We start from the raw sequence: 24,673 nt of genomic DNA, 5'->3' as shown, positions 1-24,673 counted from the left end.
GAGAGGCACCTTCCATGTCCGTCATCCCCACCACCGGCCGTGAATGGCACCTGGTCGCCCGCCCCCAGGGGTGGCCGAAGCCGGAGGACTTCGCGCTGCGCGAGGCCCCGATCTCCGAGCCGGGCCCCGGGCAGGCGCTGGTCCGCAATCTCTACATGTCGGTGGACCCGTATATGCGCGGGCGCATGAATGACGTGAAGTCGTACACGCCGCCGTTCCAGCTCGACCAGCCGATGGAAGGCGGCGCGGTCGGCAAGGTCATCGCCTCCAACGCGGAGGGGCTCTCCGTCGGCGACCACGTGCTGCACTTCGGCGGCTGGCGTGAGTACGCGACGGTGAGCGCCAAGAGCGCCGTCAAGGTCGACCCCGAGATCGCCCCCCTCCCCGCCTACCTCGGCGTGCTCGGCATGCCCGGCCTCACCGCGTACGCGGGGCTGCTGGAGGTCGCGTCCTTCAAGGAGGGCGACGCGGTCTTCGTCTCGGGCGCGGCGGGCGCGGTCGGCAGCGAGGTCGGCCAGATCGCCAAGCTCAAGGGCGCCTCCCGGGTGATCGGCAGCGCCGGTTCGGACGAGAAGGTCCGGGTGCTGCTCGACGAGTACGGTTTCGACGCGGCCTTCAACTACAAGAAGGGCCCGGTCGCCGAGCAGCTGAAGGAGGCCGCGCCCGACGGGATCGACGTCTACTTCGACAACGTCGGCGGCGAGCACCTCGAGGCCGCCATCGGCCGCCTCAAGGTGCACGGCCGGATCACCGTCTGCGGCATGATCTCGCAGTACAACGTCACCGAGCCGCCCGTCGCCCCGCGCAACCTCGCGATGGTCATCGGCAAGCGGCTGCGGATGCAGGGCATGCTGGTCGGGGACCACCAGGATCTGCAGGGGCAGTTCTTCGCGGAGGTCGGTGGCTGGATCCGCGAGGGCAAGCTGCACTACCGCGAGACCGTCATCAAGGGTGTGGAGAACGGAGTGGAAGCCTTCCTCGGCATGCTCCGTGGGGAGAACACCGGCAAGATGATCGTCGCGTTCGAGGACTGACGAACCGAGGACCCGGACCACGGATCCGACGCCCCCTGCCACCCGTCGGCAGGGGGCGTCGGCGGGTCGCTACCGAAAGCACCACCGTCGTCAGCGAACGCCCCGGCAGCCCGACCGCCAGCCGTCCCTCGCGCACCCGCGCGGCAACTGGATCAACGAGGCGTAGGACGTGGCGAGGGTCGGGTGGGTCAAGGGGCAAGGGTTCGCTCAAGAGGTGATGTGCCGGGGGCGGTGGGTACCCGAGGAGATCCGGCGTTCGCCGGAACCGTAAGAACCGGAAGAGCCGGAAGAGACCGAACGGAAAGGTGGCCCCATGTCCACGATGGCCGGTCCGGAACAGCCTCGGTCCGCCTCGCAGGTGCTGGTGGCGGTGAGCGGAATCTCGCGATACGACGCCGAGGCCGTCTTCGGTGTGCTGCGCATGTGCTACGAGTCCGACGAGGCGACCACGAATCTTCCGCAGGACGTGGGGGAGGGGCGGCCCACGGTGTGGACCTCCGTCTTCGAGGTGGCCGATCCACGCGAAGAGCCCCGCCCCGCCTCACTGACGGCGCCCGTCACCGCCGACCTCCAGGGCGGCCCCCGCCAGGTGCAACAGGTGGCGGACGTCCTGGCCCACGCCTTCGAGGTGTGCGAGCAGGGCACGGTGGCGGGCGACCAGGAGCGAGAGCTCCGGCTGAGGCTGTCCAGCACTGGCATCCGCCCGGAGTAGGGAGCGGACGGCTTCGGCCGGGGCGTTCGGTCGGGCGGCGCGGCCGGGGGTGTGGCTGAGCGGCGCTCGGCCGGCCGGCGTTCGGTTGGGCGGTGTGGCTGAGCGGTGTGGTCGTGTGCGGCGCCGTCTCGCGCCTTCGGCGCAATTGAGCAGCGGGGCAGGGGGTGCCGGGCCGGGCCCTCGCCGCCGGCCGCCGGGCCGGTGGGGCCGCCGGGCCGGTGGCGGCCTGGCCGGGGGGCCGAGGCCGATGCCGGACAGCAGGGGTGTGGTGCCCTCTAGAAATCGCTTGATAAATTAGTTGCGCTATATCAACCGTTTTTTCAAGGGGTACCCGGACCCCCACCGGCCTGATGGCCGGCGATGTGGCCGTGCCGGGCCGTGCCCGAACAGCCCCGCCTCCGGCAGTCCGGCACCGGGCCTCGGCTCCGGGCGGGGGCGGCCACCACCGGGAGTCGGGCCCACCGGCCCGGCAGTCGGCGATGTGGGCGCGCTCCGGCACCTCCGCCGCCGCTGCTCAATCGCGCCGTAGGCGCGGGACGGGAGCCGCACCCCACCGAGCCGCGCAGCCCGGACAACCCCCACCAGCCGCCGGCCGACGACGTGGCTGCGCGCCGGTGTCCCGGCCCGCCGCTGCTCATTTTGCGCCGAAGGCGCGAGAGGAAACCCGCGCCCAACCGAGCCGCGCACCCCAAACAACGCACCCCCGCCCCGCCATTGACGCATGTGGCGGCGAGATCTTACCGTCGCGTTCGAAGAAACGAGCGCTGGTCGATATGCCGAATAGCCGCGAAACCGCGCCGTCGCGTAGTCGCGGCACCCGAAGAGATGGGCCGCCATGCCGCAGATCCCTTCCGCCTCCGCCGCTGTCTCAGCCCGGTTCACCCTCGACCCCGCCTTCGCCGTCGGCGAGGTCAACCCCCGCCTCTTCGGCTCGTTCGTCGAGCACCTCGGTCGTTGCGTCTACACCGGCATCCATGAGCCCGGTCACCCGGCCGCCGATGAGGCCGGGCTGCGGACCGATGTCCTCGCGCTGATCCGCGAGCTGGGCGTCAGCGTCATCCGGTATCCCGGTGGCAACTTCGTCTCCGGCTACAAGTGGGAGGACGGCGTCGGGCCGGTCGAGGAGCGGCCGCGCCGGCTCGATCTCGCGTGGCGTTCCACCGAGACCAATCGGTTCGGTCTCTCCGAGTACATCGACTTCGTCCGCAAGGTCGACGGCGAGCCCATGATGGCGCTCAACCTCGGCACACGCGGTGTCGCGGACGCCCTTGAGCTGCAGGAGTACGCGAACCACCCGTCCGGCACCGCCCTCGCCGACCTCCGGATCGGCCACGGCGACAAGGATCCGTACGGCATCGGGCTGTGGTGTCTGGGCAATGAGATGGACGGACCCTGGCAGACCGGGCACAAGACCGCCGAGGAGTACGGACGGCTCGCCGCCGAGACCGCCCGTGCGATGCGGCAGATCGACCCGGACGTGGAGCTGGTGGCCTGCGGTAGTTCCAACCAGTCGATGCCGACGTTCGCCACCTGGGAGGCGACGGTCCTGCAGGAGACGTACGACCTCGTGGACCACATCTCCCTGCACGCCTACTACGAGGAGCGCGACGGCGACCGCGACTCCTTCCTCGCTTCGGCCGTGGACATGGAGTCCTTCATCGAGAACGTCGTCGCCACCTGCGATCACATCGGCGCCCGGCTGAAGTCGAAGAAGAAGATCAACCTGTCCTTCGACGAGTGGAACGTCTGGTACCAGACCCACTATCATCACGCCGAGCCGCTCAACTGGGAGGAGGCCCCGCGCCTCCTGGAGGACAACTACTCCGTCACCGACGCCGTCGTGGTCGGCTCGCTGCTGATCGCCCTGCTCCGCCACGCCGACCGCGTCACCGTCGCCTGCCTCGCCCAGCTGGTCAACGTCATCGCCCCGATCATGACCGAACCGGGCGGCCCCGCCTGGCGCCAGACCACCTTCTACCCCTTCGCGCAGGCGTCGGCCCATGGGCGGGGGAGGGTGCTGCAGGTCAACGTCGACAGCCCGACGAACGAGACCGCCGTCTACGGCGAGGTCCCGCTGCTGCACGCCACCGCCGTCCTCGACGAGTCCACCGGCGCGGTGACGGTCTTCGCGGTCAACCGCGACCAGCACCGCCCCCTCCCGCTGGAGATCGCCCTGCACGCCCTGCCGGTGACCCGCGTGGTCGAGCACACCGTCCTCGCCGACGCCGACCCCGAGGCCCGTAACACCCTCACGGAGCCCGAGCGCGTCACCCCGCATCCCGGCGGGGGCACGGCGCTCGCGGACGGCGCCCTGCGCACCACGCTCGAGCCGATGTCCTGGAACGTCATCCGCCTGGCCTGAACGCCTGGGTGCGGACGACGTCCGTGAAGGCCCCGCCCGGGGATGCCGGGCGGGGCGGACAGGGAGGCGGGTCAGGCGTCCGGGTCGACGCCGACCGTGAGCGTGCCGCGGTAACCGGCGGACGGGGTGCTGCCGAGCGCCGTCACGGCGAGCAGCCCGGCGGCGGTGCCGCCGTTGCCGTAGATGCCGTCGGCGGACAGGGGGGTGCGGGGGACGGTGTTGGTGGAGTACGGGGAGAGTTTGGCCACCGCCTCGGTGATCTTCTCGTCGAAGAAGAGCTGTCCGGTGTGGATCTCGTTGCCGCCGGTGAACGAGCCGTCCGGGGTGAGCGTGACGTCCGTGTGCACCTTGAGGTGGACGTGGACGCAGCGGCCGCGGTACCAGCCGGGGTAGATGCCGGTGAGGTTGGCCACCCCATCGGCGCCGGTGAGCACGGCACCGCGCAGGAACGTGCCGTCGTCCGGCTCCTGGTGGCCGTTGTTGCCGACGAAGCCGGAGTACTCGCCGAGCGCGTCGCAGTACCAGATCTCCACCAGCGCCTTGTTGAGCGGTGCGCAGGTGGCGGTGTCCACGACGGTGAGGGTGAGCTGGAGCGGGACTCCCTTCTTGTCCTCGGCGACGTTGGAGCGTACGAGGGCGTGGTCGAGGTAGTACGGGCCCTCGGTGAGCTCCTTGGTGAGCGTGCAGATGGCGGCGGAATCGCCGGCCCCTGCAACACCGGTGCTTCGGGTGGCCGTGGTGGCCGTGGCGGCCGTCTCGGGGCGCGCGGCGGCCGTGCCCGCGCCGATTCCGATGGCCGCGGCGGCCGCGCTTCCGGCGACCAGTACGCGTCGGCGCCCCATGGGGGCGGAGGATAAGTCTGTCATGAGCATGGAAAGGTACGGTCGGTATCTGTGGGACGCCTGTGGATTCGGCAAAGTCCGCCCCCGTCAACTCTCCTTATGGCCAACTCCCTTGTCGCAAAGGGGTGTTGACAGTGTCACAAGCGCTTACTAGCTTCTTCCGGGATGGCTGCTGTCCGCCGGGGCGGTCCTGACCGCACCGCCCGGCGTCAGGGCCCCGCACCCGTCAGAGCCGCACCTTTGGCGATCTCCACCGGCCTTTGTGATCAGCGTGCTTGCCCGCTCATTCGCGCTTATCCCGCAAGCGATTACCCCTCCCGTGTGGAGATCCTCCGAATGAGAGGACTCCCCTATGCGCTCGACGTACGACCACGGCACCACGGACGACATCGGTGGCGTCACCGGCGCCACCGATGTCACCAGCGCCTCGAATACTCCCGTCACCGCTCGCGACCGACGCCGGCTGACGGCGGTCGCCGCGGGCGTCGCCGCGGCGCTCGCCCTCGGTGGCCTCGCCACGGTCTCCGCCCATGACGCGGACTCGGCCGACTCCGCACGCTCGGAGAGCACACACGCGACGGCCGCCCGCTCCGGCACCGCCGCGGGCTCCGCCACCGCTGCGCGTCTCGCCGCCGAGACCACCCCCATCGGCTTCGGCGCCGGCACCACGGGCGGTGGAAACGCCACCGCCACCACCGTGACCTCGCTGGACGCCTTCAAGGCCGCCGTCACCGGCGACAAGGCCAAGGTGGTCAAGGTCTCGGGGATGTTCTCCCTCACCGGCCAGGTGGACATCGGCTCCAACACCACGGTACTGGGAATGGGTTCGGGCTCCGGCTTCACCGGCGGCGGACTGCGGCTGAAGGAGGCGACGAACGTCATCGTCCGCAATCTCAACCTCAGCAAGCCCCGGAAGCCGTCCGACGCCATCACCGTGCAGAAGTCCACGAGGGTGTGGATCGACCACAACACCCTCTCGGCCGACCGCGACCACGACAAGGACTACTACGACGGTCTGCTGGACATCAGCCACGGCTCCGACAACATCACCGTCTCCTGGAACAGATTCGCCGACCACTTCAAGGGCAGCCTGGTCGGCCACAGCGACAACAACGCGAGCGAGGACACCGGCCACCTCAAGGTGACGTACCACCACAACTGGTTCACGAACGTCTACTCCCGCATTCCCAGCCTGCGCTTCGGCACCGGCCACTTCTACGACAACTACGTCCAGGGCGCGGAAACCGGTGTGCACTCCCGGATGGGCGCGCAGACGCTGGTGGAGAACAACGTCTTCCGTGACACCGAGGTGGCCGTGACCACCAGCCGGGACAGCGACATCGACGGCTATGCGGTGCTGCGCGGCAACGACCTGGGCGGGGCGGCCACGGAGGTGTCCCAGACCGGCAACTTCACCACCCCGCCGTACGCGTACACGGCGGAGCCGGCGTCCTCCGTCGTAGCGAGCGTCACCGCCCAGGCGGGCGCGGGCAAGCTCTGAGACGCGGATGCACCCGACCCCCTCGTCAGGACGGATGCGTCCGCCCCGTCGTCAGGGCGGATGCACCCGACCCCTCGTCAGGAGGGCGGCACCCCATGGGGTTGGAGTAGAACCACAGGTCGCGCCAGGGATCCGCATCGCCCGGCACATCCATCGCCGGGCCGTGCGGATCCACCGCCGCGCCCCGGCCCCGTGACCTCGCCCTGACGCGCATCGCGGTGTCGGCGTAGACGTTGTGGGAGTCGGAGTCGGCGGTGATCCACCACGGCCTGCCCTCGGCGAGCAGGCTGTCCCACAGCCCGCCCACCGTCGCCGTCATCCAGTCGAAGCCGCCCCAGGTGCGGCGCCGCCGTCCAGCACGCTCACGGTACCGATCCCCGCGCCCAGCAGCCCCGCGCGGCGCAGCATCGAGCGCCGGGAGAGCTGGTCGGGGGGGCAGCTCCTCGTCCCGTACGGACAGGTCGAGAGCCGGGGGAAGGCTGTGCACCGCGTGTTCATCGTGAGGGTGGTGACGTCCGGGAGCCATGAGCGAAGGTAAGGAACGCGGTGGAACACCAGCCGAACACCGCACGCCCAACAGCCCCTTGTCACCGGTCATCAGCCGAGAGGATGTCTCCTTGAGAATCACCGGACGCTTAGCCGTCGCGGCCGCGGCGGCGCTCACACTCTGTGCGACCACATCCGGCGCCACGCCCGCGGTAGCGGATGCGCAGGTCCCCCGCGCCGCCACCGGCACGTTCCATGTGCTCACCTACAACGTGGCCGGGCTCCCCGAGGGCCTGTCCTCAGGCCACCCCGCCAAGAACACCCCGCTGATATCGCCCCGGCTCGGCGCGTACGAAATCGTCAACGTCCAGGAGGACTTCAACTACCACGCCGCGCTCTACGCCGGTGACGACCATCCGTACCGCACCCCCACCAGCGGTGGCGCCGGTTTCGGCGACGGCCTCAACACCCTCTCCGACCTGCCGTACGACGACTTCGAGCGGGTGAAGTGGAACCGGTGCAACGGCACCGACTGCCTCACCCCGAAGGGCTTCACCCTCGCCCGGGTGCGGCTGGCCGAGGGCGCGTATCTCGACCTGTACAACGTGCACACCAACGCGGGGACGACGGACGCCGACCTCGCCGCGCGCCGCGCCAACATCACCCAGCTCTCCGACTACATCACCGCCACCTCCTCCGGCAACGCGGTGCTCGTCATGGGCGACACCAACACCCGCTACACCCGTGCCGCCGACAACATCCGCGACCTGGCCACCCGCAACGGCCTCACCGACGCATGGGTGGACCTGGTCCGTGGCGGCTCGGCGCCGCCCGCCGGTTCCGACGCGCTCGTCTGCGACCCCGAAAACGTCACCGATACCTGCGAGGTCGTGGACAAGGTCCTCTACCGCTCCGGCCCGCTGCTCTCGCTCACCGCCACCCGCTATCACAACGAGCACACGTCGTTCCTCGACGCCGACGGCAAGCCGCTGTCCGACCACTATCCGCACACCGTGGACCTGTCCTGGCGCACCTCCGGCGCCCTGCGCGCCAGCGACCAGTTCGGCGGCCCGCACGGCACGGCCTTCAACGACGCCGACGACCTGTCCGCCGCACCGCCCGCGCCTCGCACCCTCACCCTGCGCGGCGGCTCCCGGCTGGACGCGGTGTCCTTGGCCATGGACGGCGGGGCGACCCTCACCCACGGCGGCACGGGCGGCGCCCCGGTCTCCCTCACCCTCGGCCCCGCCGAACACCTCACCTCCGTGACCCTCACCCGGGGCCGGAAGGACGGCCGTACCCGTGTCTTCTCGGCGGCGTTCACCACCGATACGGGCCGTACGGTGACGGCCGGATCGCCCACGTCGGACGCCGCCATCTACACCGCCCCCACCGGCTGGCGGATCGTGGGCTTCACCGGCCGCGCCGGTGACGAGATCGATAAACTCGGCGTCCTTTTCGCGCCACGTTAGGCCAGTAGGCTTCGGCCCATGCGTGATCTTGTGAACGGCTTCGGTTATCTGATGAAGGGGCAGCGCTGGGCGGCCCGGCACGGGAGATGGTGGGGGTTCGGGATGATTCCCGCCCTGATCACTCTCGTCGGCTACGCGGCGGCCCTCGTCGCCCTCTTCTTCTGGACCGATGACGTCATCGCATGGGCGACGCCCTTCGCCGACGACTGGTCCTCACCCTGGCTCGGCATCTTCCGCGGCGCCCTCACGATCCTCTTCGCCGCCACCTGCCTCTTCCTCGCCGTCCTCACCTTCACGGCGGTCACGCTCCTGGTCGGCCAGCCCTTCTACGAGTCGCTCTCCGAGCAGGTCGACCGCTCCGAGGGCGGCGCGGTCCCCGACTTTGGCCTGTCGGTCTGGGCGGAGCTGTGGATAGGGCTGCGCGAGGCCACCGCCCTGCTCATCCGCGTCACCCTCTGGAGCGTGCTCTTCTTCGCGCTCGGCTTCATCCCGGCCGTCGGCCAGACCATGATCCCCGCGCTGGCCTTCTGCGTGACCGGTTTCTTCCTCACCGAGGAGCTGACCTCGATCGCCCTGCTGCGCCGCGGGATCCTGCTGAAGGAACGCCGCCGCATGCTTCACTCCCGCCGTCTCCTCGCCCTCGGCTTCGGCGTCCCCCTGTCCCTCCTCTTCCTCGTCCCCCTGGTCGCGGTCTTCCTGATGCCGGGCGCCGTCGCGGGCGCGACCCTGCTGGTCCGCGACCTGACGGGCGAGAACGAGGACGCGGCGCCGCAGGGCGAGACGGCGGCGGGCCCGGCGGGGGCCTTCAACGGCGCGTCGTAACGGCGTACGACCGAGTGGCTACCAGGCCGTCTTGGGCGCGGGCCACCAGCCGGCCCGCTCGACCGGCGTCGCGGACGAGCCGGTGATCCGCGGGACGACATCGGTCACCGCGGACAGCTCGCCGCTCGCGATGGCCTGGTACCACGAGATCCAGCTCTCGATCTGCACCCCGCTGACGCCCAGCCGCCACCGCCGCGCGAACGCTTCCTCCACGGTCTCGGGGACATAGCGGTAGGGCCGCCCGGTGGCCGAGGCGATCCGGGCGACCATTTCCTCGAGGGTGAGCGCCTCGGGCCCGGTGACCTCCAGGGTCGCCCCGTCGTGCTCGGAGCGGGCCCCTCGTCGAGGGCGACGGCCGTGATCACATCGGCGATGTCGTCGTGGGTGACAAAGGCGGCCCGGCCATCTCCCCCGGGCCCGCTCACCACGAGTTCGTCGTCGGCGAGTGCGGCCGGCGTCGACGCGTAGAAGCCCGCCCTGAACACCGTGTGCCGGACCCCGGCGCCCGCCAGGTACTGCTCGGTCAGCCAGTGGTCGCGTGCGTTGCGATACGTGGCCGTGGGCGCCGCCCGAGGAGGGACACATACAGCACCCGCTCCACCCCGACCGCCATCCCGGCCTCATCCGCACCGTCGACTACGGCAACCGCAAGGGCGTGACCCTGCGCCGCACCGACCTGAACACCCGCTTCCCCGGCCTCCTCGCCCTCCTGGCCTCCGAAGCGACCCCTTAGTCCTGCGGCGTCATCTTCCTGAGACCGGGCCGCTCAGACACGGTGGCGTACGCGGCGACGGTGCGGTGATGGCCGCTACGCTCGCCGGCCATGAGCGACGATACCCAGGGCCATGGGCCGGTCCGTGACGCCTGTGTCGTGGTGGCCCGCGACGCCGAGGGCTGGTGGCCGTGTTGAGCGCGGATTTCCCCCGCCATGGCGGGGGAGTATCTGTTCCTGCCGGGCGGGCGCAGGGAGGCGAGGGAGACGGCGGAAAGAGTGTGCGCGGCGGGAGTTGCGGGAGGAGGCCGGGGTCATGGCCGAGACGTGGCGTTCGGCGGGGGCGTATGCGATGACCCTCGGCTCCACGGCGCGCGGGCATCTTTTCGAGGCCCGGCGGCTGACCGTCGGGCCTCAGGAACTTACCCCTACTGAGCGGGACTTCAAGCTTTCTCGGTGGTCGATGGGCGACGCGATCAACGCGGTCGCGCAGGGCCGCTTTCCGCTTCCGGCCGGGCCCTTGGCTCTGTTGCTCGCCGATCGAGGGCCCAGGGCCTCAATGGGTCGTGGTCGCGACGACGGTGAGGATTGAGCGGACCTGGGCGGTGATGGCTTCGCGGTTGTGGACGAAGTCGGGGTCGGTGATCTGGCCGGTGGCGGGGTCGGTGTTGTTGGGGCCGAACTGGAGGACCGGGGTGTGGAGATGGCCGCCCGGGGCCTTCAGGGCGACCGCGTCGCGCAGCAGGGTGGCGCGGTAGGCGATCTCGTTGGAGAGGTAGTCGCCGCCACCGCCCGCGCGGGCCGTCGAGCCGGGGGTCGGGCCGTTCGGCTGGACCACCGGGGTCGTGGCGCCCGCCGGGATCTCGGTGACTTCGGTGTGGTCGTAGACGGGGGTGGGGCCGGTGTTCGCCGTAACGATCTTGTCGTAGGGGAGGGTGGTCGTCGTCCACTGGGGCTGGGGGAGCTGGGTTGGCACATTGGCCGGGATGGGCACGGTCTCGGTCCGGGAGATGTTCGCGTTGTCGGGGTAGCCGCCCCGCCAGGCGCCGTTGGTGCGTTCGACGTCGAAGCGGCCCACCCGGCCCTGGCTCACCGTCATGAACGCGTCCACCCGGCGCGGGCCCGACTGGAAGGCGGGCAGCAGGGTGCGCTCGACCGTGCCGTCCGCGAAGTCCGTCCAGCGGACGGGGAAGACGGCCGTCTCGACCCGGGCCGGGCCGTTGTCCGTACGGATCGTCGTCCCGTCCAGGGCGAGCGCCGCCGCGCCCGAGGGGTTGGAGCGGCGCACGTCGTCGTCCAGCTGGAACGGGTCGAAGCCGGTGACCACGATGCGCTTGATGTGCTTGCCCGCCGGGAGGTTGAGCGAGTCCTCGCCGCGCGAGGCGCGCTCCAGGGTGCGCAGGAGCGCGGCGCGGCGGGCGTCGGGGAGCGGGAAGCCCGGTTGCCACTGGCCGAGTGCGCGGGTCATGCCGAGCCGTGCCCAGTACAGCGGGCGGTCGTCGTCCCTGCTCAGGTCCCCGACCGCGGGGCCCCGGCCCTGTACGCGGTCCACCGCCCGCTGCCACAGATGCCCGCCTTCGCGTGCGATCACTCGCTCGGCCTCGGCAGGGGACCCTACGCCCGCCAGTGCGCGGGCGAAGTCCGGCGCCGCGTCGTCGAACCCGCTGCGCCGCAGGATCTCCTGCGGCATGGCCTCGTCGAGCCGTTGCTCCTCCACGGTGGGGGTGGCGGTGGTGTCGGCCGCGGCCGTCGCCGGGGTGGCGAGGGCCAGGGGAGTGGCGGCGAACAGGGCGGCGCCGAGCAGGGCGAGCCGGGGGCGGATCGGTCTCATGCGGGGTCCTCTCGAGTGAGGAGTGACGGATGACGGGGGCCGGGGGGAAACGAGAACCCCTCCCGTACCGTGCTCGTGAGCACCGTACGGGAGGGGAACCGTTGAGCTACAGGGCCGTGCGCGGCGGAGCCGCTCAGCGCGTCGAGAACGAGTGCACGGTCGTCGACCGGTAGGTCTGCCCCGGCCGCAGCACCGTCGACGGGAACGACGGCTGGTTCGGCGAGTCCGGGAAGTGCTGGGTCTCCAGGGCGAAGGCGTCACCCTGCCGGTAGACCTTCCCCGACGTGCCCGCGAACGTGCCGGTCAGGAAGTTGCCGGTGTAGAACTGCACACCGGGCTCGGTCGTGGCGATCTTCATCACCCGGCCGGACTCCGGCTCGGTCACCGTCAGGAAGTGCTCGGGACGGCTGGTGATGCCCTTGTCCAGCACGAAGTTGTGGTCGATCCCCTGCCCGTACAGCACCTGCTGGTGCGCCTCCCGGATGTCCCGGCCGATCTCCTTGGCGCGGCGGAAGTCGAACGGGGTCCCGGCCACCCTGGCGAGCTCGCCGGTGGGGATGAGGGTCTTGTCGACCGGGGTGTAGCGGGCGGCGGCGATCTCCAGCCGGTGGTTGTAGATGGAGCCGCTGCCCTCCCCGGCCAGGTTGTAGTACGTGTGGTTGGTGAGGTTCACGACCGTGGCCTTGTCGGTCGTGGCCTCGTAGTCGATGCGGAAGTCGCCCTCTGCCGTGAGCGTGTAGTCCACCCGCACGGTGAGCGTGCCGGGGTAGCCCATCTCGCCGTCGGGACTGACCCGGCGCAGGGTGAGCCCCACGTCCGCGCCCTTGCGGAACGCCTCCACGGACCAGACGTGCTTGTCGAAGCCCTTGTCGCCGCCGTGCAGGCTGTTCGGCCCGTCGTTGATCGGCAGCTGGTACTTCTTGCCGTCCAGCGTGAAGGTGCCGCGGGCGATGCGGTTGCCGTAGCGGCCGATGAGGGCGCCGAAGTAAGGGCTGTTGGCGACGTAGGAGTCCAGGTCGTCGAAGCCGAGCGACACATTGGCGCGGCGGCCGTGGCGGTCGGGGATCTCCAGGCTCTGGACGATGCCGCCGTAGCTGAGCACGCGCAGCCGGGTGCGGCCGTTCTCGATCGTCCAGCGGTCGACGTCCGTGCCGTCCGCGAGCGTGCCGAAGTGTTCCTTCACCGCGCCTCCCTTGCCCGCGGAGTCTCCCCCGCTGCCCGCGGAGTCTCCTCCGCTCTTCGCGTGGGCGGTGCCGGTCGTGGCGGCCGATGCCGCCAGTCCGGCCGCCGCCGCAGCCGTGATCACCGTGCGTCTGCTCGTGGTCATATGCGGCTCCCTAAGGCTAGATCCAAGAGGGACAGCTGACGGGGTACGACCCGGCAGCTGACGGGCCATGACCCCGAAGTCGACGGGACGTCACCCCGCGGTCGAGGGGTGACGTCCCGCAGTCGAGGGGTTACGACCCGACCTTGCGCTTGTTCCAGACATCGAAGCCGACCGCCGCCAGCAGCACCAGACCCTTGATCACCTGTTGGTAGTCGGTGCCGATGCCGACCAGCGACATGCCGTTGTTGAGCACCCCGAGCACCAGACCACCGATGATCGCGCCGAGCACCGTGCCCACACCGCCGCTGGCCGAGGCGCCGCCGATGAACGCGGCGGCGATGGCCTCGAGCTCGAAGTTGAGGCCCGCGCTGGGGGTGGCGGAGCCCAGCCGGGCGGCGAAGACCAGACCGGCGAGGGCGGACAGCACACCCATGTTGACGAAGACCATGAAGGTGACGCGCTTGTCCCGGACACCCGACAGCTTGGCCGCCGGCTGGTTGCCGCCGAGGGCGTACACATGCCGCCCGACCACGGTGTTGCGCATCACGAAGCTGAACAGGACGAAGAGCACGGCCAGGACCAGCAGCCCGTACGGCGCCCCGTGCCAGCTGGACAGCGTCATGGTGAACGCCATCACGGCGGCCACGATCGCGGCGCACTTGACGAAGAACAGCCCCAGCGGCACCACGTCCAGCTCATAGGCGGCCCGCTGCTGCCGACCGCGCCACTCCTGCCAGACGGCGGCCGCGCACACGACGAGGCCGATCACCATCGTGGGGTTGTGGTACTGCGTGTACGGGCCCATCTCCGGGATGAAGCCGGTGCTCATCTTCTCGAAGCCGTCGGGGAACGGCGACAGGGACTGACCGTCCAGCAGAATCTGGGTGCCGCCGCGGAAGGCCAGCATTCCGGCCAGGGTGACGATGAAGGACGGGATGCCTATGTAGGCGATCCAGAAGCCCTGCCAGGCCCCGGCCACCGCGCCGAGCAGCAGGCAGAGGACGACCGCGAGGCCCCACGGCATATCGTGCTTGATCATCATCACGCCGGCGGCCGCGCCGATGAAGGCGACCAGCGAGCCGACCGACAGATCGATATGCCCCGCGATGATCACGATCATCATGCCGATCGCGAGGATGAGGATATAGCCGTTCTGCTGCACCAGGTTGGTGACGTTCAGCGGGCGCAGCAGGATGTCGTCCGACCAGATCTGGAAGATGACGATGATCAGGCCGAGCGCGACCAGCATCCCGTACTGCCGCATATTGGACCGCATGCTCTCCAGCAGCAGCGTCCCGACACTGGGGGAGCCCTTGGCCGGCGGTGGGGCCGGGCTCTCGGTCTTCTGGGTGGCCGTGCTCATCCTTCGTCTCCTCTGTCCCTCGTCATGTGGCGCATCAGAACTTCCTGGGTCGCCTCGTCCCGAGGCACCTCCCCGGTCAGCCGCCCGGCCGCCATCGTGTAGATCCGGTCGCACATCCCCAGCAGCTCGCCCAGCTCGGAGGAGATGAAGATGACGGCCTTGCCCTGGGCCGCAAGGTCGTTGATGACCGTGTAGATCTCGTACTTGGCCCCGACGTCGATGCCACGGGTGGGCTCGTCGAGGATGAGCACCTCGGGACCGGCGAAGATCCACTTGCTGAGGACGACCTTCTGCTGGTTGCCGCCGCTGAGCCGGCCGACCCGCTCGAAGACCGTGGGGGCCTTGATGTTCATGGTCGTGCGGAACCGCTCGGCGACCCGTGACTCCTCGTGCTCGTTGACCACGCCGCGGCGCGCCACCTTCGTCAGCGAGGAGAGCGAGACATTGCGGCTGATGGTGTCGTCGAGGTTGAGCCCGTAGTGCTTGCGGTCCTCGGTGACATACGCGATGCCGTGGTCGATCGCCTCCGGCACGGTGCGGGTACGGACCTCCTGGCCGTCCCGGAACACCCGGCCGCCCGCGTAGCGCCCGTACGCCCGGCCGAAGACGCTCATGGCGAGTTCGGTGCGGCCGGCGCCCATCAGCCCGGCGATGCCGACGATCTCACCGCGCCGCACGTTCAGCGACACCGCGTCCACGACCTTGCGCTGCTGGTCGATGGGGTGGTGGACGGTCCAGTCCTCGATGGCCAGGGCCACTTCGGAGGCGTCCTCGCCCTCGTACGGGGTGCGGTCGGGGAAGCGGTGATCCAGGTCGCGGCCGACCATGCCGCGGATGATGCGGTCCTCGGAGACCTCGGGGTCGGCCTCGGGGGTCTCCCGGACGGTCAGGGTTTCGATGGTCTGGCCGTCGCGCAGGATGGTGACGGAGTCGGCGACGCGGCGGATCTCATTGAGCTTGTGGGAGATCAGGATGCAGGAGATGCCCTGCGCCTTGAATTCCAGCAGCAGATCGAGGAGTTTCCCGCTGTCCTCGTCGTTGAGCGCCGCGGTCGGCTCGTCCAGGATGAGCAGCTTGACTTCCTTGGAGAGCGCCTTGGCGATTTCCACCAGCTGCTGTTTGCCCACGCCGATGTCGGTGACGCGGGTCTGCGGCGAATCCGTCAGACCGACGCGCCCCAGCAGCGCGGTGGCGTGTCTGAGGGTTTCGTTCCAGCTGATGAGGCCGCGCCGGGAATGCTCATTGCCGAGGAAGATGTTCTCGGCGATGGACAGATAGGGGATCAGGGCCAGTTCCTGATGGATGATGACGATGCCGCGCTGCTCGCTCGCGCGGATGTCCTTGAAGGCGCACGCCTCGCCCTCGAAGAGGATCTCGCCGTCGTAGCTGCCGTGCGGATGGACGCCGCTGACCACCTTCATCAGGGTGGACTTTCCCGCGCCGTTCTCCCCGCACAGGGCGTGGATCTCGCCCTTGCGGATATGGAGATTGACGTCGGAGAGCGCTTTGACACCGGGGAAGGTCTTGGTGATGGAGCGCAATTCGAGAATGGTGCTCATAGCCCGGAACCGCCCTACTTCAGCTGCGACGCGGTGTAGTAACCCTGGTCGACCAGCACCTGTGTGTTGGACTTGTCGACGCTGACCGGGTTGAGCAGAAAGGTCGGCACGACCTTTTCGCCGTTGTCGTACGACTTGGTGTCGTTGACCGGGGGCTTTCCGCCGGTGAGCTTCGCCTTGGCCATGTCCACCGTGGCCTTCGCCAGCTTGCGGGTGTCCTTGTAGATGGTCTGCGTCTGCTGGCCCCGGATGATGGACTTCACGGAGGCGAGTTCGGCGTCCTGCCCGGTCACCACCGGATACGGCTTGGCCTTGCTGCCATAGCCGACGCCCTTGAGCGCCGAGAGAATGCCGATGGACATGCCGTCGTACGGCGAGAGCACGGCATCGACATCGCGGCTGCTGTACGCCTTGTTGAGCAGGTCCTCCATGCGGTCCTGGGCGGCGCTTCCGCTCCACTTCTCGGTGTAGAGCTGGTTGAGACTGGTCTGCTTGGAGCGGACGACCAGCTCGCCCTTGTCCATGTACGGCTTGAGTACCTTCATCGCGCCGTTGAAGAAGTACCGGGTGTTGTTGTCGTCCGACGACCCGGCGAACATCTCGATGGAGAACGGGCCCTTGCGGCCCTTGGACAGCCCCAGCTTGTCGACGATGTACTGGCCCTGGAGCCTGCCGACCTTGTCGTTGTCGAAGGTCGCGTAGTAGTCGACGTTCTTCGTGCCCAGGATCAGCCGGTCGTAGGAGATCACCGGAATGTTGGCCTCATGGGCCTGCTTCACCACATCCGAGATCGCACCGCCGTTGATCGGCGCGATCACCAGCAGCCGATGGCCCTTGGTGATCATGTTCTCGATCTGGGACACCTGGGTGCGTACGTCGTCCTCGCCGTACTGCAGGTCCGTCTTGTAGCCCGCCGCCTGGAACTGCTTGGCCATGTTCCGGCCGTCGGCGATCCATCGCTCGGAGGACTTCGTCGGCATCGCGATGCCGATCGTTCCTCCCCGTTCCTTGCTCTTGTACCGGCTGCCGCCGACCGCCTCCTGGCCGCAGGCCGTGGCCGTCAGCGAGAGCGCGAGGAGGCCGGCGCCTATCGCCGCGGCTCGTGCTCCTCTTACCGTGCGCATGGTGTTGGGTCCTTCCCTGGGGCGTCGTTGCGTCAGGAATTCAGGGGGGCCACGTCGGCGGTGAAACGCCGCAGCGGACCCGGCAGCCGGGAGCCGAGCGGGGACATCCCGCCGTCCGCGCCCAGCCGGCCCAGCAGGTCGAGCACGAGCCGCCCGCGGCGTACCCGCTCACGGGCGCTGCCCAGCGCCACGTCCCGCAGCTGGGCGCCGTACGGGTAGATCCCCGGGGATTTGCTGAGCCCGAACTTCAAATAGATGGGGGCACCGCGTCGGATCAGTTCCGCCGCGTCGTAGAGCCGGACATAGCCGCCGAGGTCGTCCGGGGCCTCGACGTAGAAGTCCATCGGGGCGCGGGAGACCCGGCGGATCTCGGTGAGGTGCTCCAGCGTGAGGTCCGACGGGATGTTGATGGAGTCGGCCCCGAGCTGCTCGTACACCGCGAACGAGGCCGGGTTGACCGGGCCGACCAGCGCGGACAGCTTGAAGGTGGTGTCCGCGGGCAGCTCACCGCGCTCCCGCAGCCGGTTCAGCAGCCACAGCACCCCCTCGTCGGCGACCAGCAGGCACTTCACGCCCAGCGAGACCGCGCGCAGCGCGTCCTCCACACATCCGGCCACCGCGTCATGGCCACGGGCGCGCAGGCCGCCGCCGCCGGAGTCGGAGCGGGTGGCGGCGCCGATGTCCCAGGTGCCGCGGGGGCCGGTGAACAGGCACAGCTCGGCGTTCCGCTCGGCGCAGGACTCCACCATCTCGGTGATCTCGGCATCGGTGAGCATCCAGACGCCGCTGCCCTGGCTGATCCGGTGGATCGGCACATCGAGCCGCCCGGCCTCCTTGAACACGGTGGCCAGCGCTTCCGGACCCTCGACGGACGGGATCTCGGTGCGCCAGGTGCCGCCGTCGGGGAAGGTGTGCGCGGAGGCGTCGGCGGGGTCGGGGGCGGGCGTGGCGTGGCCGAGCGAGGCGAGGGCCGCGTCGGCGGGGCGGCGGGGGCCGGGAGTGGTGGGTGAGGCGGCGGTCACGGTGCTCCCTGTGGAGTGATGGCCGGTGGTTCGGCGTCCGGCTGGTGCTGCCCAGGACATCGTTGTCCGGGTGGGGCTGGGTGGATGACTAGAGACGGTCCGGGAGGCTGGTGGGAGGACGGGGGACGGGTGCGGGAGGCGTGCCACATGTGCTGATCGAGGCCCTTGCTAGTCGAGGCCCTGCGGACGCAGCAGTACCTTGCCGACGGCCGGATCGCCGCTGCCGACCAGCTCGATCGCGGAGGCGAAGTCGGTGAGCGGCAGCTCATGGGTGATCAGCGGCCGCAGGGTCAGCAGCCCCGCGTCGAAGACCCGTACCGCGTGCGACCAGGCGGCGGGCGGGGCGCCGAAGACGGTCTGCACCTCGATCTGGCGGACCACCAGATCGGTGGGGTCCAGCCCGTCGGCGCCCGCCGCCGGGATGCCGGTGAGCACCAGCCGGCCGCCCCGGCGCAGCAGCGAGGCGGAGCTACGGGCGGCGGAGGCCGATCCGGCGGTCTCGATGACCACGTCGTAGCCCGAGAGCTGGTCGGACAGCTGGTCCCGGGTGCGGAAGTCGGTGGCGCCGAAGTCCAGCGACAGTTGCTCCCGGTCCGGGCGGGTGCCCACCACCAGCAGCCGCGCGGGGGAGACGGCGGCGAGGAACTGTACGGCGATCATGCCGAGCGTGCCGGTGCCGACCACCGCGACCCGCTCACCGGGCCGGGCCTGGGCCTTGAGGGCGGCGGCGGCGATGCATGCGGCGGGCTCCAGCAGGGCGGCCGCGCCCAGGTCGGCGTCGTCGGACAGCGGGTGCAGCAGCCGGGCCGGCAGGGTCAGGGTGTCGGCCATCGCCCCGGGCTGGGTGAAGCCGGTCTCCTCGTACCCGGCCGTGCACAAGGTGGTGTCCCCGGCATGACAGCGGTCGCACACCTGGCAGTTGCGGAACCCCTCGCCGACGACCTTACGGCCGACGAGCGCCTCGGGGACGCCCTCGCCGACCGCCTCGACCGTCCCGGACCACTCATGGCCGGGGGTGACGGGATAGCGGACGTAGCCCTCGGGCCGGTTGCCCTGGTACAGCTCGCGGTCGCTGCCGCAGATCCCGGAGGCATGGACGCGTACCCGCGCGTCACCGGGGCCGGGCGCGGGCTGTTCGGTTCCGGTGTCGGTCCCGGTGCCGGTTTCTACGAGACGGAACGCGCCGGGGGCGTCGAGGACGAGCGCGGTCACTTCGCCCCGCCCTTCGGGTCCCGCTTCTCCCAGCCTTCGGCCCACAGGTCGAAACGGGCCTGCTGCTGGGGGAATTCGGCCGCCGCTTCGGTGTCCAGCTCCACGCCGAGACCGGGCTCGTGGGAGAGCTGGAAGTAGCCGTCCACGACCTGCGGGGCGCCCTTGACCACCTTCTTGATCTCCGCGTCGGCGAAGTCGTTGAAGTGCTCCAGGATCTTGAAGTTCGGGGTGCAGCCGGCGAGCTGCAGCGACGCGGCGGTCAGCACCGAGCCGCCCACATTGTGCGGCGCGATCAGTACGTAGTGCGTCTCGGCCGTGGCGGCCAGCTTGCGCGCCTCGCCGATGCCGCCGATGTGGCCGACGTCGGGCTGGATGATGTCGGCGGCCTGCGACTCGAACAGCTCGCGGAACTCGATGCGGTCGTGGATGCGCTCACCTGTGGCGATCGGCAGACGCGTCTTCTCCGCGACCTTCGCCAGCGCCTTGAGGTTCTCCGGCGGCACCGGCTCCTCCAGCCACGACGGATGGAACCGCTCCAGCTCCCCGGCGATGCGGACGGCGGTCGCCGGGCTGAACCGCCCGTGCATCTCCACCAGCAGCTCGGCTTCCGGCCCGATCGCGTCCCGTACGGCCTCCACGAGGGAGATCGAATGCAGGGTCTCCGCGTGGTCCAGCTCGAAGTGGCCGGTGCCGAACGGGTCCAGCTTCAGCGCCCGGTAGCCGCGCTCGACCACGGTGGAGGCCGCCTTGTGGAACGCCTCGGGGGTGCGCTCGACGGTGTACCAGCCGTTGGCGTACGCCTTGACCTTGTCCGTCACCTTCCCGCCGAGCAGTTGCCAGACGGGCACCCCGAGCGCCTTGCCCTTGATGTCCCAGCAGGCCATCTCCACACAGGCGATCCCGGACATCACGATCTCGCCCGCCCGGCCGTAGTCGCCGTACTTCATCCGTCGGACCAGGTCCTCCACCGCGAACGGGTCCGACCCGGCGAGGTGATTGAGCTCGGCCTCGCGCAGATAGCCCAGCAGCGCATCGGTCCGCCCGAGCATGCGGGTCTCGCCGACCCCGGTGATCCCCTCGTCCGTGTGGACCTGCACATAGGTGAGGTTGCGCCAGGGGGTGCCGACGACATGCGTACTGATACCGGTGATGCGCACAGCAATCGACCCTTCGCGATGTTCGATATTTCGTCACACGTTCGAAATCTTGGCGTGACCGTAGCCAGCCCCCGTCAGGGGTGTCAATGGTTGTGCGTCGAATGACATTCGAACGTGACGAACCATCATGACCGATCAAGAACCATCATGACCGATCATCTCACTGGACAACATGGGTCCAGGGATGTTCGTTGCTGTGCTTGTGCGAGGACTAGGCGCTTCGCTGGGCCTCGACCAGCACCTCGCCCGCCGTCGTCCGGTCGTACAGAACCGAACGTCCCGCCCGTCGCCGCCGCACCAGGCGGGCCTCGCGCAGGACGCGCAGATGGCGGCCGACCGAGCCCAGGGTCTGGCCGGTCAGGGCCACCAGGTGGGTGGTGCTCTTCGGGGTGTCGAGCAGGACCAGGACGCTCGCGCGGGCCGGGCCGAGGAGGCGGGCCAGGGAGTCGGGGACCGGAGGAGGGCTGGGGGTGGTCAGGGCGCCGGCGCAGGGGTAGATCACGGCGTAGCGGTGCGGCGCGTCCCAGGAGACCCATCCGGTGGCGGGGGTGACGGGGACGAAGAGCAACTGAGCGCCGTGGACCGCGCGGGGCGGGTTGTCGTGGCCGTTGATCTGCAGCCGGCTCCCGCCCAGCCACCGCATCCCCGGCCGCAGGCCGTCCAGCGTCGCCGCCCAACCGCCCTGGCCCACCCGGCCGGTGCGCGCCACCACATCGGTCTCGATGATCCGGCGGCGGCGCGGCCAGGAGGGCCGTACGGCTTCCGTCCACACCCACTCCAGCAGATCCGCCAGCCGCCCCGGCAGATCGTCGCGGCACAGCGCGGCCGGGAGCGGGGATCGGCCGAGGGAGACCGTGAGGTCGCGGCGCGCGGCGGCGGGGGACGTCGCGCGCATCCGGGCCAGCTCCTCCTCCAGGGACGGCTCGCCCTCGCCCGGCGTCTGGGTGAGGAAGTCCGCGAGCCAGGTCCGGCCCAGCGCGGCCCGGACGAGCAGCGCGGTGACCGGGTCGTCGGCCAACCGCGCCCGGTAGGCGGGCAGATGGGCGTCTAGCCAGGCCCGCTCGCCCGGGTGGGCGGCGCTCGCACGCTCGAGGGTGACCAGGGCCGCGGTGGTCTCGGCCAGGGCGGAGCGGACGAACCGGCTGCGCGCGAGCGTATCCGCGTCGACCAGCCACAGCCCCATCCGGTCCCCCCGCCGCCACCGCGTGGTTTCGCGTGGTTTCGCGTCCGCGCGAAACATTAACGCCACCGCGCGGAGACTCCCGAGCCTGAAGGCCATGCGCACCTATCGAGAAGTGTTCCGCACCCCGGAGTTCACCCCGCTGTTCCTGATCTCCGCCACACAGGTGGCCGCCTCGACGGCGAGCGGGCTCGCCCTCGGCACCCTGGTCTATGCGGCGACCGGCTCACCGCTGCTCTCGGCGCTCAGCATGTTCGGGCCCTCGCTCGCCCAAGTGGCGGGCGCGCTGGCGCTGCTGTCGGCGGCCGACCGGATGCCGCCGCGCGCCGCGCTGTCCGGGCTGGCGGTGCTCTTCGCCCTGGGGACCGCCGCCTTGGCCCTCCCCGGGCTGCCCGTGGCGGCCGTCTTCGCCCTCGTGTTCGGGATGGGCGCCGCGGCCGCCCTCGGCGGCGCCGTCCGCTACGGACTGCTCACCGAGATCCTGCCCAAGGAGGGCTATCTGCTGGGCCGTTCGGTGATCAACATGTCGGGCGGCACGATGCAGATCGGCGGCTACGCGGCCGGTGGCCTCCTCGTGACCGCCCTCTCGGCGCGCGGCACCCTGCTCGCCGCCGCCGCGCTGTATCTGCTGGCCGCGGCCGCCGCCCGGTTCGGCCTGAGCGGGCGTCCGGCCCGGGCCGGCGGACGGCCCTCGGTCACCGAGACCTGGCGCGTCAACGCACGGCTGTGGTCCTCCGCGCCCCGCCGCCACGTCTATTACGCGCTCTGGGTGCCCAACGGGCTGATCGTGGGCTGTGAATCCCTCTTCGTGCCCTACGCGCCCCGGCACGCCGGACTGCTCTTCGCCGTCGGCTCCCTCGGCATGCTGATGGGGGACCTGCTCACCGGACGGCTGCTGCCACCGCACCGGCGGGAGCGGCTCGCGGCGCCCCTGCGGCTGCTGCTCGCTGCGCCGTATCTGGTCTTCGCCGTGCATCCGCCGCTGCCCCTCGCACTGGCCGCCGTCGCCCTCGCCTCGATCGGCTTCTCGGCCACGCTGCCGCTCCAGCAGCGGCTGATGGCCCTGACCCCGGACGCGATGAGCGGCCAGGCCCTGGGGCTGCACTCCTCCGGCATGCTCACCATGCAGGGCGTGTCCGCCGCCCTCGCGGGCGCGCTGGCCCAGCCCACCTCGCCGGCCGTGGCGATGGCCACGATGGCGGCGGTCTCGGTCGCCGTCACGCTGGCTCTGGCCCCGGGGCTGCGGGGCGATCCGGCGGCGCCGCGCCAAGTGGCCACCGGCGGGGAAGTTCGAGGAGGCGGCCCCGGAGGAGCGAGCACCGTAAGGGCGCGGCGTGAGGACGGTAAGGGAGCTGCGTGAGGACGGTAGGGGCGCTGGGCGAGCGCGGTAAGGGCGCTTCACTAGCGCCGTAGGTGCGCTTCACGAGCACCGTAAGGGCGCTGCCGGGTCAACCGGGCGCCCGGTGGCCACCCGATGGGCGGTGCCGGACACGCCGCCCGGGGGTGAGGTTCCCCCGGGCGGGTTCGAGGGCCCGGTAGCTGTACGGAGAAATGAGCACCCGCTCACGGGCATCCGTCCGGCGACTCCACTCGGGAGGACGCGACGGAGCCCGCGGCGGGCATCCGCTCTCCGTCCCAGGAGGTATGTACGTCCATGCGCAACCGCCGCGCCCTCGGCGCCCTCACCGTTCTCCTCGTGGCGGCCCCGGCCGCCCATGCCGCGCCCGCCGGGCCCGACCGCCCGGAGCTGGGCCCCGGCTCGGGCCTGACCACCCGGGGAGAGCGGCTCGCCCGGCCGCATCTGCCCCTGCCCTGGACCGACGATCTGGTCATCGACCGCACCGGGGACGTCACCCCGGACGGGTCCGTCACGCTGTACGGCAGCTACCGGTGTGTCCGGGAAGGGGCGGAGAACCCTCGGGCCAGCGTTCTCGTCACCCTCACCCAGGGCCGGGAGCGGCACGGCCTCGGCGGCCACAGCGCGGTCTGCGACGGCCAGCGGCACCGCTGGGTGATCGACGCGGTGGACGTGGGGCCGTATGAGCCGGGATCGGCGCAGGCCGAGGGCACGCTGCTGAGGTTCGACACCGCCGACGTCTCCTCCGCCGCCGACGCCGCCTTCGTGCCGCTGCCGAGGAATGCGGTCGGGGTCGAGCGGGAGGTCAGGCTGGTGGCGGGCCAGGGCTGAGCCGCCGTCACGAGACGGCCCGCCCGCGACGTGCGCATCGCCGCGTCACCCCTCGGCCTCTTCGTCTCCCTGTCCCAGCAGGGAGACGAAGGCTCGGAAGAGGGCGGGCATGTCCACCGCGTCCCGGTCGTGCAGCCACTGGAACTGCAGTCCGTCCATCACCGCCACCACCAGCGGGGCTGCGGCCTCGGGGGTGAGCCCGCCGGGGAGCCGGTCGCCGAACTCGCCGCGCAGGGTGGCAGCCATGTCGGCGCGCACCTTCTCGTAGCGCTCGGTGAAGAAGCCGCGTGCCGGGTGCTCGTCGGTGACGCTCTCGCCGAGGAGCGCGGAGAAGGTCTGGACGATGCCGGGACGCATCGCGTTGTACTCCACCAGCGAGGTGAGCAGGTCCAGCGGCCATACGTCCCCGCCGTCGCGCCGCGCGGAGCCGGTGTCCCACTGGTCGCGCTCCTTGAGCACGGCGATGAGCAGGGAGTCCTTGGTGGGGAAGTAGTGGAGCAGCCCCTGCTGGGTGAGCCCCACCCGCTCGGCGACCGCCCCGAGGGTCGCGCCCCGGTAGCCGCGCTCGGCGATCACTTCGAGCGCGGAACGGACGATCTCCGCCCGTCGTTCCGCACCGCGTCGCGTACCGCGCTCCATCGCCCTGTCCATGCTCGTACCGTAGAGCATGTTTGATAACGAATCAATAACGGTACCTACCTGGTGACAGGTACTCGGGTCCAGGATGGCCCCGGACGAGGACCGGACAGGACCCGCACCGGGAGGGG

General features: G+C 70.5%; 23 protein-coding genes. 10 read left to right on the top strand and 13 right to left on the bottom strand.

Annotated features, from left to right (window positions below; all coding sequences use genetic code 11):
* Positions 1-14: 14 nt before the first annotated feature.
* From ACFYOY_RS31880 to ACFYOY_RS31870, 3 genes are all read left to right on the top strand, one after another.
* Positions 15-1,034, top strand: a complete 1,020-nt coding sequence (locus ACFYOY_RS31880) for an NADP-dependent oxidoreductase (protein WP_351882766.1) — start codon at positions 15-17, stop codon at positions 1,032-1,034.
* A gap of 313 nt (positions 1,035-1,347) precedes the next feature.
* On the top strand, positions 1,348-1,746 hold the full coding sequence (locus tag ACFYOY_RS31875; protein WP_351882768.1) for a hypothetical protein: 399 nt from the start codon (positions 1,348-1,350) through the stop codon (positions 1,744-1,746).
* Between the two features lie 835 nt (positions 1,747-2,581).
* Positions 2,582-4,108 (top strand): alpha-N-arabinofuranosidase, encoded by a 1,527-nt coding sequence (locus tag ACFYOY_RS31870; RefSeq protein WP_388590930.1) that lies wholly within the window; start codon positions 2,582-2,584, stop codon positions 4,106-4,108.
* 71 nt (positions 4,109-4,179) lie between these two features.
* On the opposite strand, the gene ACFYOY_RS31865 is transcribed toward ACFYOY_RS31870, so the two are convergent.
* Positions 4,180-4,980, bottom strand: coding sequence for an intradiol ring-cleavage dioxygenase (locus ACFYOY_RS31865; protein WP_351882771.1), 801 nt, complete (start codon positions 4,978-4,980; stop codon positions 4,180-4,182).
* Positions 4,981-5,302: 322 nt separating this feature from the next.
* Between ACFYOY_RS31865 and ACFYOY_RS31860 the strand changes: the two genes are divergently transcribed.
* Positions 5,303-6,451, top strand: coding sequence for a polysaccharide lyase family 1 protein (locus ACFYOY_RS31860; RefSeq protein WP_388590928.1), 1,149 nt, complete (start codon positions 5,303-5,305; stop codon positions 6,449-6,451).
* Positions 6,452-6,476: 25 nt separating this feature from the next.
* Here the strand turns inward: ACFYOY_RS31860 and ACFYOY_RS31855 are convergent, their stop codons facing one another.
* On the bottom strand, positions 6,477-6,938 hold the full coding sequence (locus tag ACFYOY_RS31855) for a hypothetical protein (protein ID WP_388591011.1): 462 nt from the start codon (positions 6,936-6,938) through the stop codon (positions 6,477-6,479).
* A 130-nt stretch (positions 6,939-7,068) separates the two neighbouring features.
* Here ACFYOY_RS31855 and ACFYOY_RS31850 point away from each other — a divergent pair, with 130 nt between their 5' ends.
* Positions 7,069-8,409, top strand: a complete 1,341-nt coding sequence (locus ACFYOY_RS31850; RefSeq protein ID WP_351882779.1) for a jacalin-like lectin — start codon at positions 7,069-7,071, stop codon at positions 8,407-8,409.
* A gap of 18 nt (positions 8,410-8,427) precedes the next feature.
* A complete protein-coding gene (locus ACFYOY_RS31845) occupies positions 8,428-9,231 on the top strand; it encodes an EI24 domain-containing protein (protein WP_388590926.1) in 804 nt (267 codons plus the stop codon).
* Positions 9,232-9,249: 18 nt separating this feature from the next.
* Here the strand turns inward: ACFYOY_RS31845 and ACFYOY_RS31840 are convergent, their stop codons facing one another.
* Entirely contained in the window at positions 9,250-9,501 is a 252-nt protein-coding gene (locus ACFYOY_RS31840) for a hypothetical protein (RefSeq protein WP_351882783.1), read from the bottom strand.
* 268 nt (positions 9,502-9,769) lie between these two features.
* Between ACFYOY_RS31840 and ACFYOY_RS31835 the strand changes: the two genes are divergently transcribed.
* Both ACFYOY_RS31835 and ACFYOY_RS31830 read left to right on the top strand, forming a co-directional pair.
* On the top strand, positions 9,770-9,964 hold the full coding sequence (locus ACFYOY_RS31835) for a hypothetical protein (RefSeq protein WP_388590923.1): 195 nt from the start codon (positions 9,770-9,772) through the stop codon (positions 9,962-9,964).
* A 295-nt stretch (positions 9,965-10,259) separates the two neighbouring features.
* Positions 10,260-10,535 carry a hypothetical protein gene (locus ACFYOY_RS31830; RefSeq protein WP_388590921.1) on the top strand — a complete coding sequence of 92 codons (276 nt, stop codon included), beginning with the start codon at positions 10,260-10,262 and terminating at the stop codon, positions 10,533-10,535.
* On the opposite strand, the gene ACFYOY_RS31825 is transcribed toward ACFYOY_RS31830, so the two are convergent.
* The 9 genes from ACFYOY_RS31825 to ACFYOY_RS31785 form a co-directional block, all read right to left on the bottom strand.
* Positions 10,500-11,774 (bottom strand): pyroglutamyl peptidase, encoded by a 1,275-nt coding sequence (locus ACFYOY_RS31825; RefSeq protein ID WP_388590919.1) that lies wholly within the window; start codon positions 11,772-11,774, stop codon positions 10,500-10,502. The genes ACFYOY_RS31830 and ACFYOY_RS31825 overlap by 36 nt on opposite strands.
* Positions 11,775-11,907: 133 nt before the next feature.
* Positions 11,908-13,101: an aldose epimerase family protein gene (locus tag ACFYOY_RS31820; protein ID WP_388590917.1), complete on the bottom strand. Its 1,194-nt coding sequence runs from the start codon at positions 13,099-13,101 to the stop codon at positions 11,908-11,910.
* A 130-nt stretch (positions 13,102-13,231) separates the two neighbouring features.
* Positions 13,232-14,464: a multiple monosaccharide ABC transporter permease gene (mmsB, locus tag ACFYOY_RS31815; protein WP_351882791.1), complete on the bottom strand. Its 1,233-nt coding sequence runs from the start codon at positions 14,462-14,464 to the stop codon at positions 13,232-13,234.
* Entirely contained in the window at positions 14,461-16,023 is a 1,563-nt protein-coding gene (mmsA, locus tag ACFYOY_RS31810) for a multiple monosaccharide ABC transporter ATP-binding protein (RefSeq protein ID WP_351882793.1), read from the bottom strand. Before mmsA ends, mmsB begins: the two co-directional genes overlap by 4 nt.
* Before the next feature lie 14 nt (positions 16,024-16,037).
* Positions 16,038-17,147, bottom strand: coding sequence for a multiple monosaccharide ABC transporter substrate-binding protein (gene chvE / locus ACFYOY_RS31805; RefSeq protein ID WP_351882795.1), 1,110 nt, complete (start codon positions 17,145-17,147; stop codon positions 16,038-16,040).
* 32 nt (positions 17,148-17,179) lie between these two features.
* Positions 17,180-18,169, bottom strand: coding sequence for a hypothetical protein (locus ACFYOY_RS31800; protein WP_351882797.1), 990 nt, complete (start codon positions 18,167-18,169; stop codon positions 17,180-17,182).
* A 168-nt stretch (positions 18,170-18,337) separates the two neighbouring features.
* Positions 18,338-19,381, bottom strand: a complete 1,044-nt coding sequence (locus ACFYOY_RS31795; protein ID WP_351882799.1) for an alcohol dehydrogenase catalytic domain-containing protein — start codon at positions 19,379-19,381, stop codon at positions 18,338-18,340.
* Complete coding sequence (locus ACFYOY_RS31790) at positions 19,378-20,538, bottom strand: mandelate racemase/muconate lactonizing enzyme family protein (protein WP_351882801.1); 1,161 nt, start codon at positions 20,536-20,538, stop codon at positions 19,378-19,380. Before ACFYOY_RS31790 ends, ACFYOY_RS31795 begins: the two co-directional genes overlap by 4 nt.
* 211 nt (positions 20,539-20,749) lie before the next feature.
* Positions 20,750-21,721, bottom strand: a complete 972-nt coding sequence (locus tag ACFYOY_RS31785) for a transcriptional regulator (protein WP_351882803.1) — start codon at positions 21,719-21,721, stop codon at positions 20,750-20,752.
* A gap of 94 nt (positions 21,722-21,815) precedes the next feature.
* Between ACFYOY_RS31785 and ACFYOY_RS31780 the strand changes: the two genes are divergently transcribed.
* Both ACFYOY_RS31780 and ACFYOY_RS31775 read left to right on the top strand, forming a co-directional pair.
* Positions 21,816-23,078: an MFS transporter gene (locus ACFYOY_RS31780; protein WP_351882805.1), complete on the top strand. Its 1,263-nt coding sequence runs from the start codon at positions 21,816-21,818 to the stop codon at positions 23,076-23,078.
* A 294-nt stretch (positions 23,079-23,372) separates the two neighbouring features.
* Positions 23,373-23,906 carry a DUF6299 family protein gene (locus ACFYOY_RS31775; protein ID WP_351882807.1) on the top strand — a complete coding sequence of 178 codons (534 nt, stop codon included), beginning with the start codon at positions 23,373-23,375 and terminating at the stop codon, positions 23,904-23,906.
* A 45-nt stretch (positions 23,907-23,951) separates the two neighbouring features.
* Here ACFYOY_RS31775 and ACFYOY_RS31770 read toward each other — a convergent pair whose 3' ends face one another.
* Complete coding sequence (locus ACFYOY_RS31770; protein ID WP_388590913.1) at positions 23,952-24,557, bottom strand: TetR/AcrR family transcriptional regulator; 606 nt, start codon at positions 24,555-24,557, stop codon at positions 23,952-23,954.
* Between the last annotated feature and the right edge of the window lie 116 nt (positions 24,558-24,673).

The sequence above is a fragment of the Streptomyces sp. NPDC007875 genome (assembly GCF_042868035.1).
GTDB classification, from domain to species: Bacteria; Actinomycetota; Actinomycetes; order Streptomycetales; family Streptomycetaceae; genus Streptomyces; species Streptomyces antimycoticus.
This window is presented reverse-complemented; position numbering and strand designations above follow the sequence as displayed.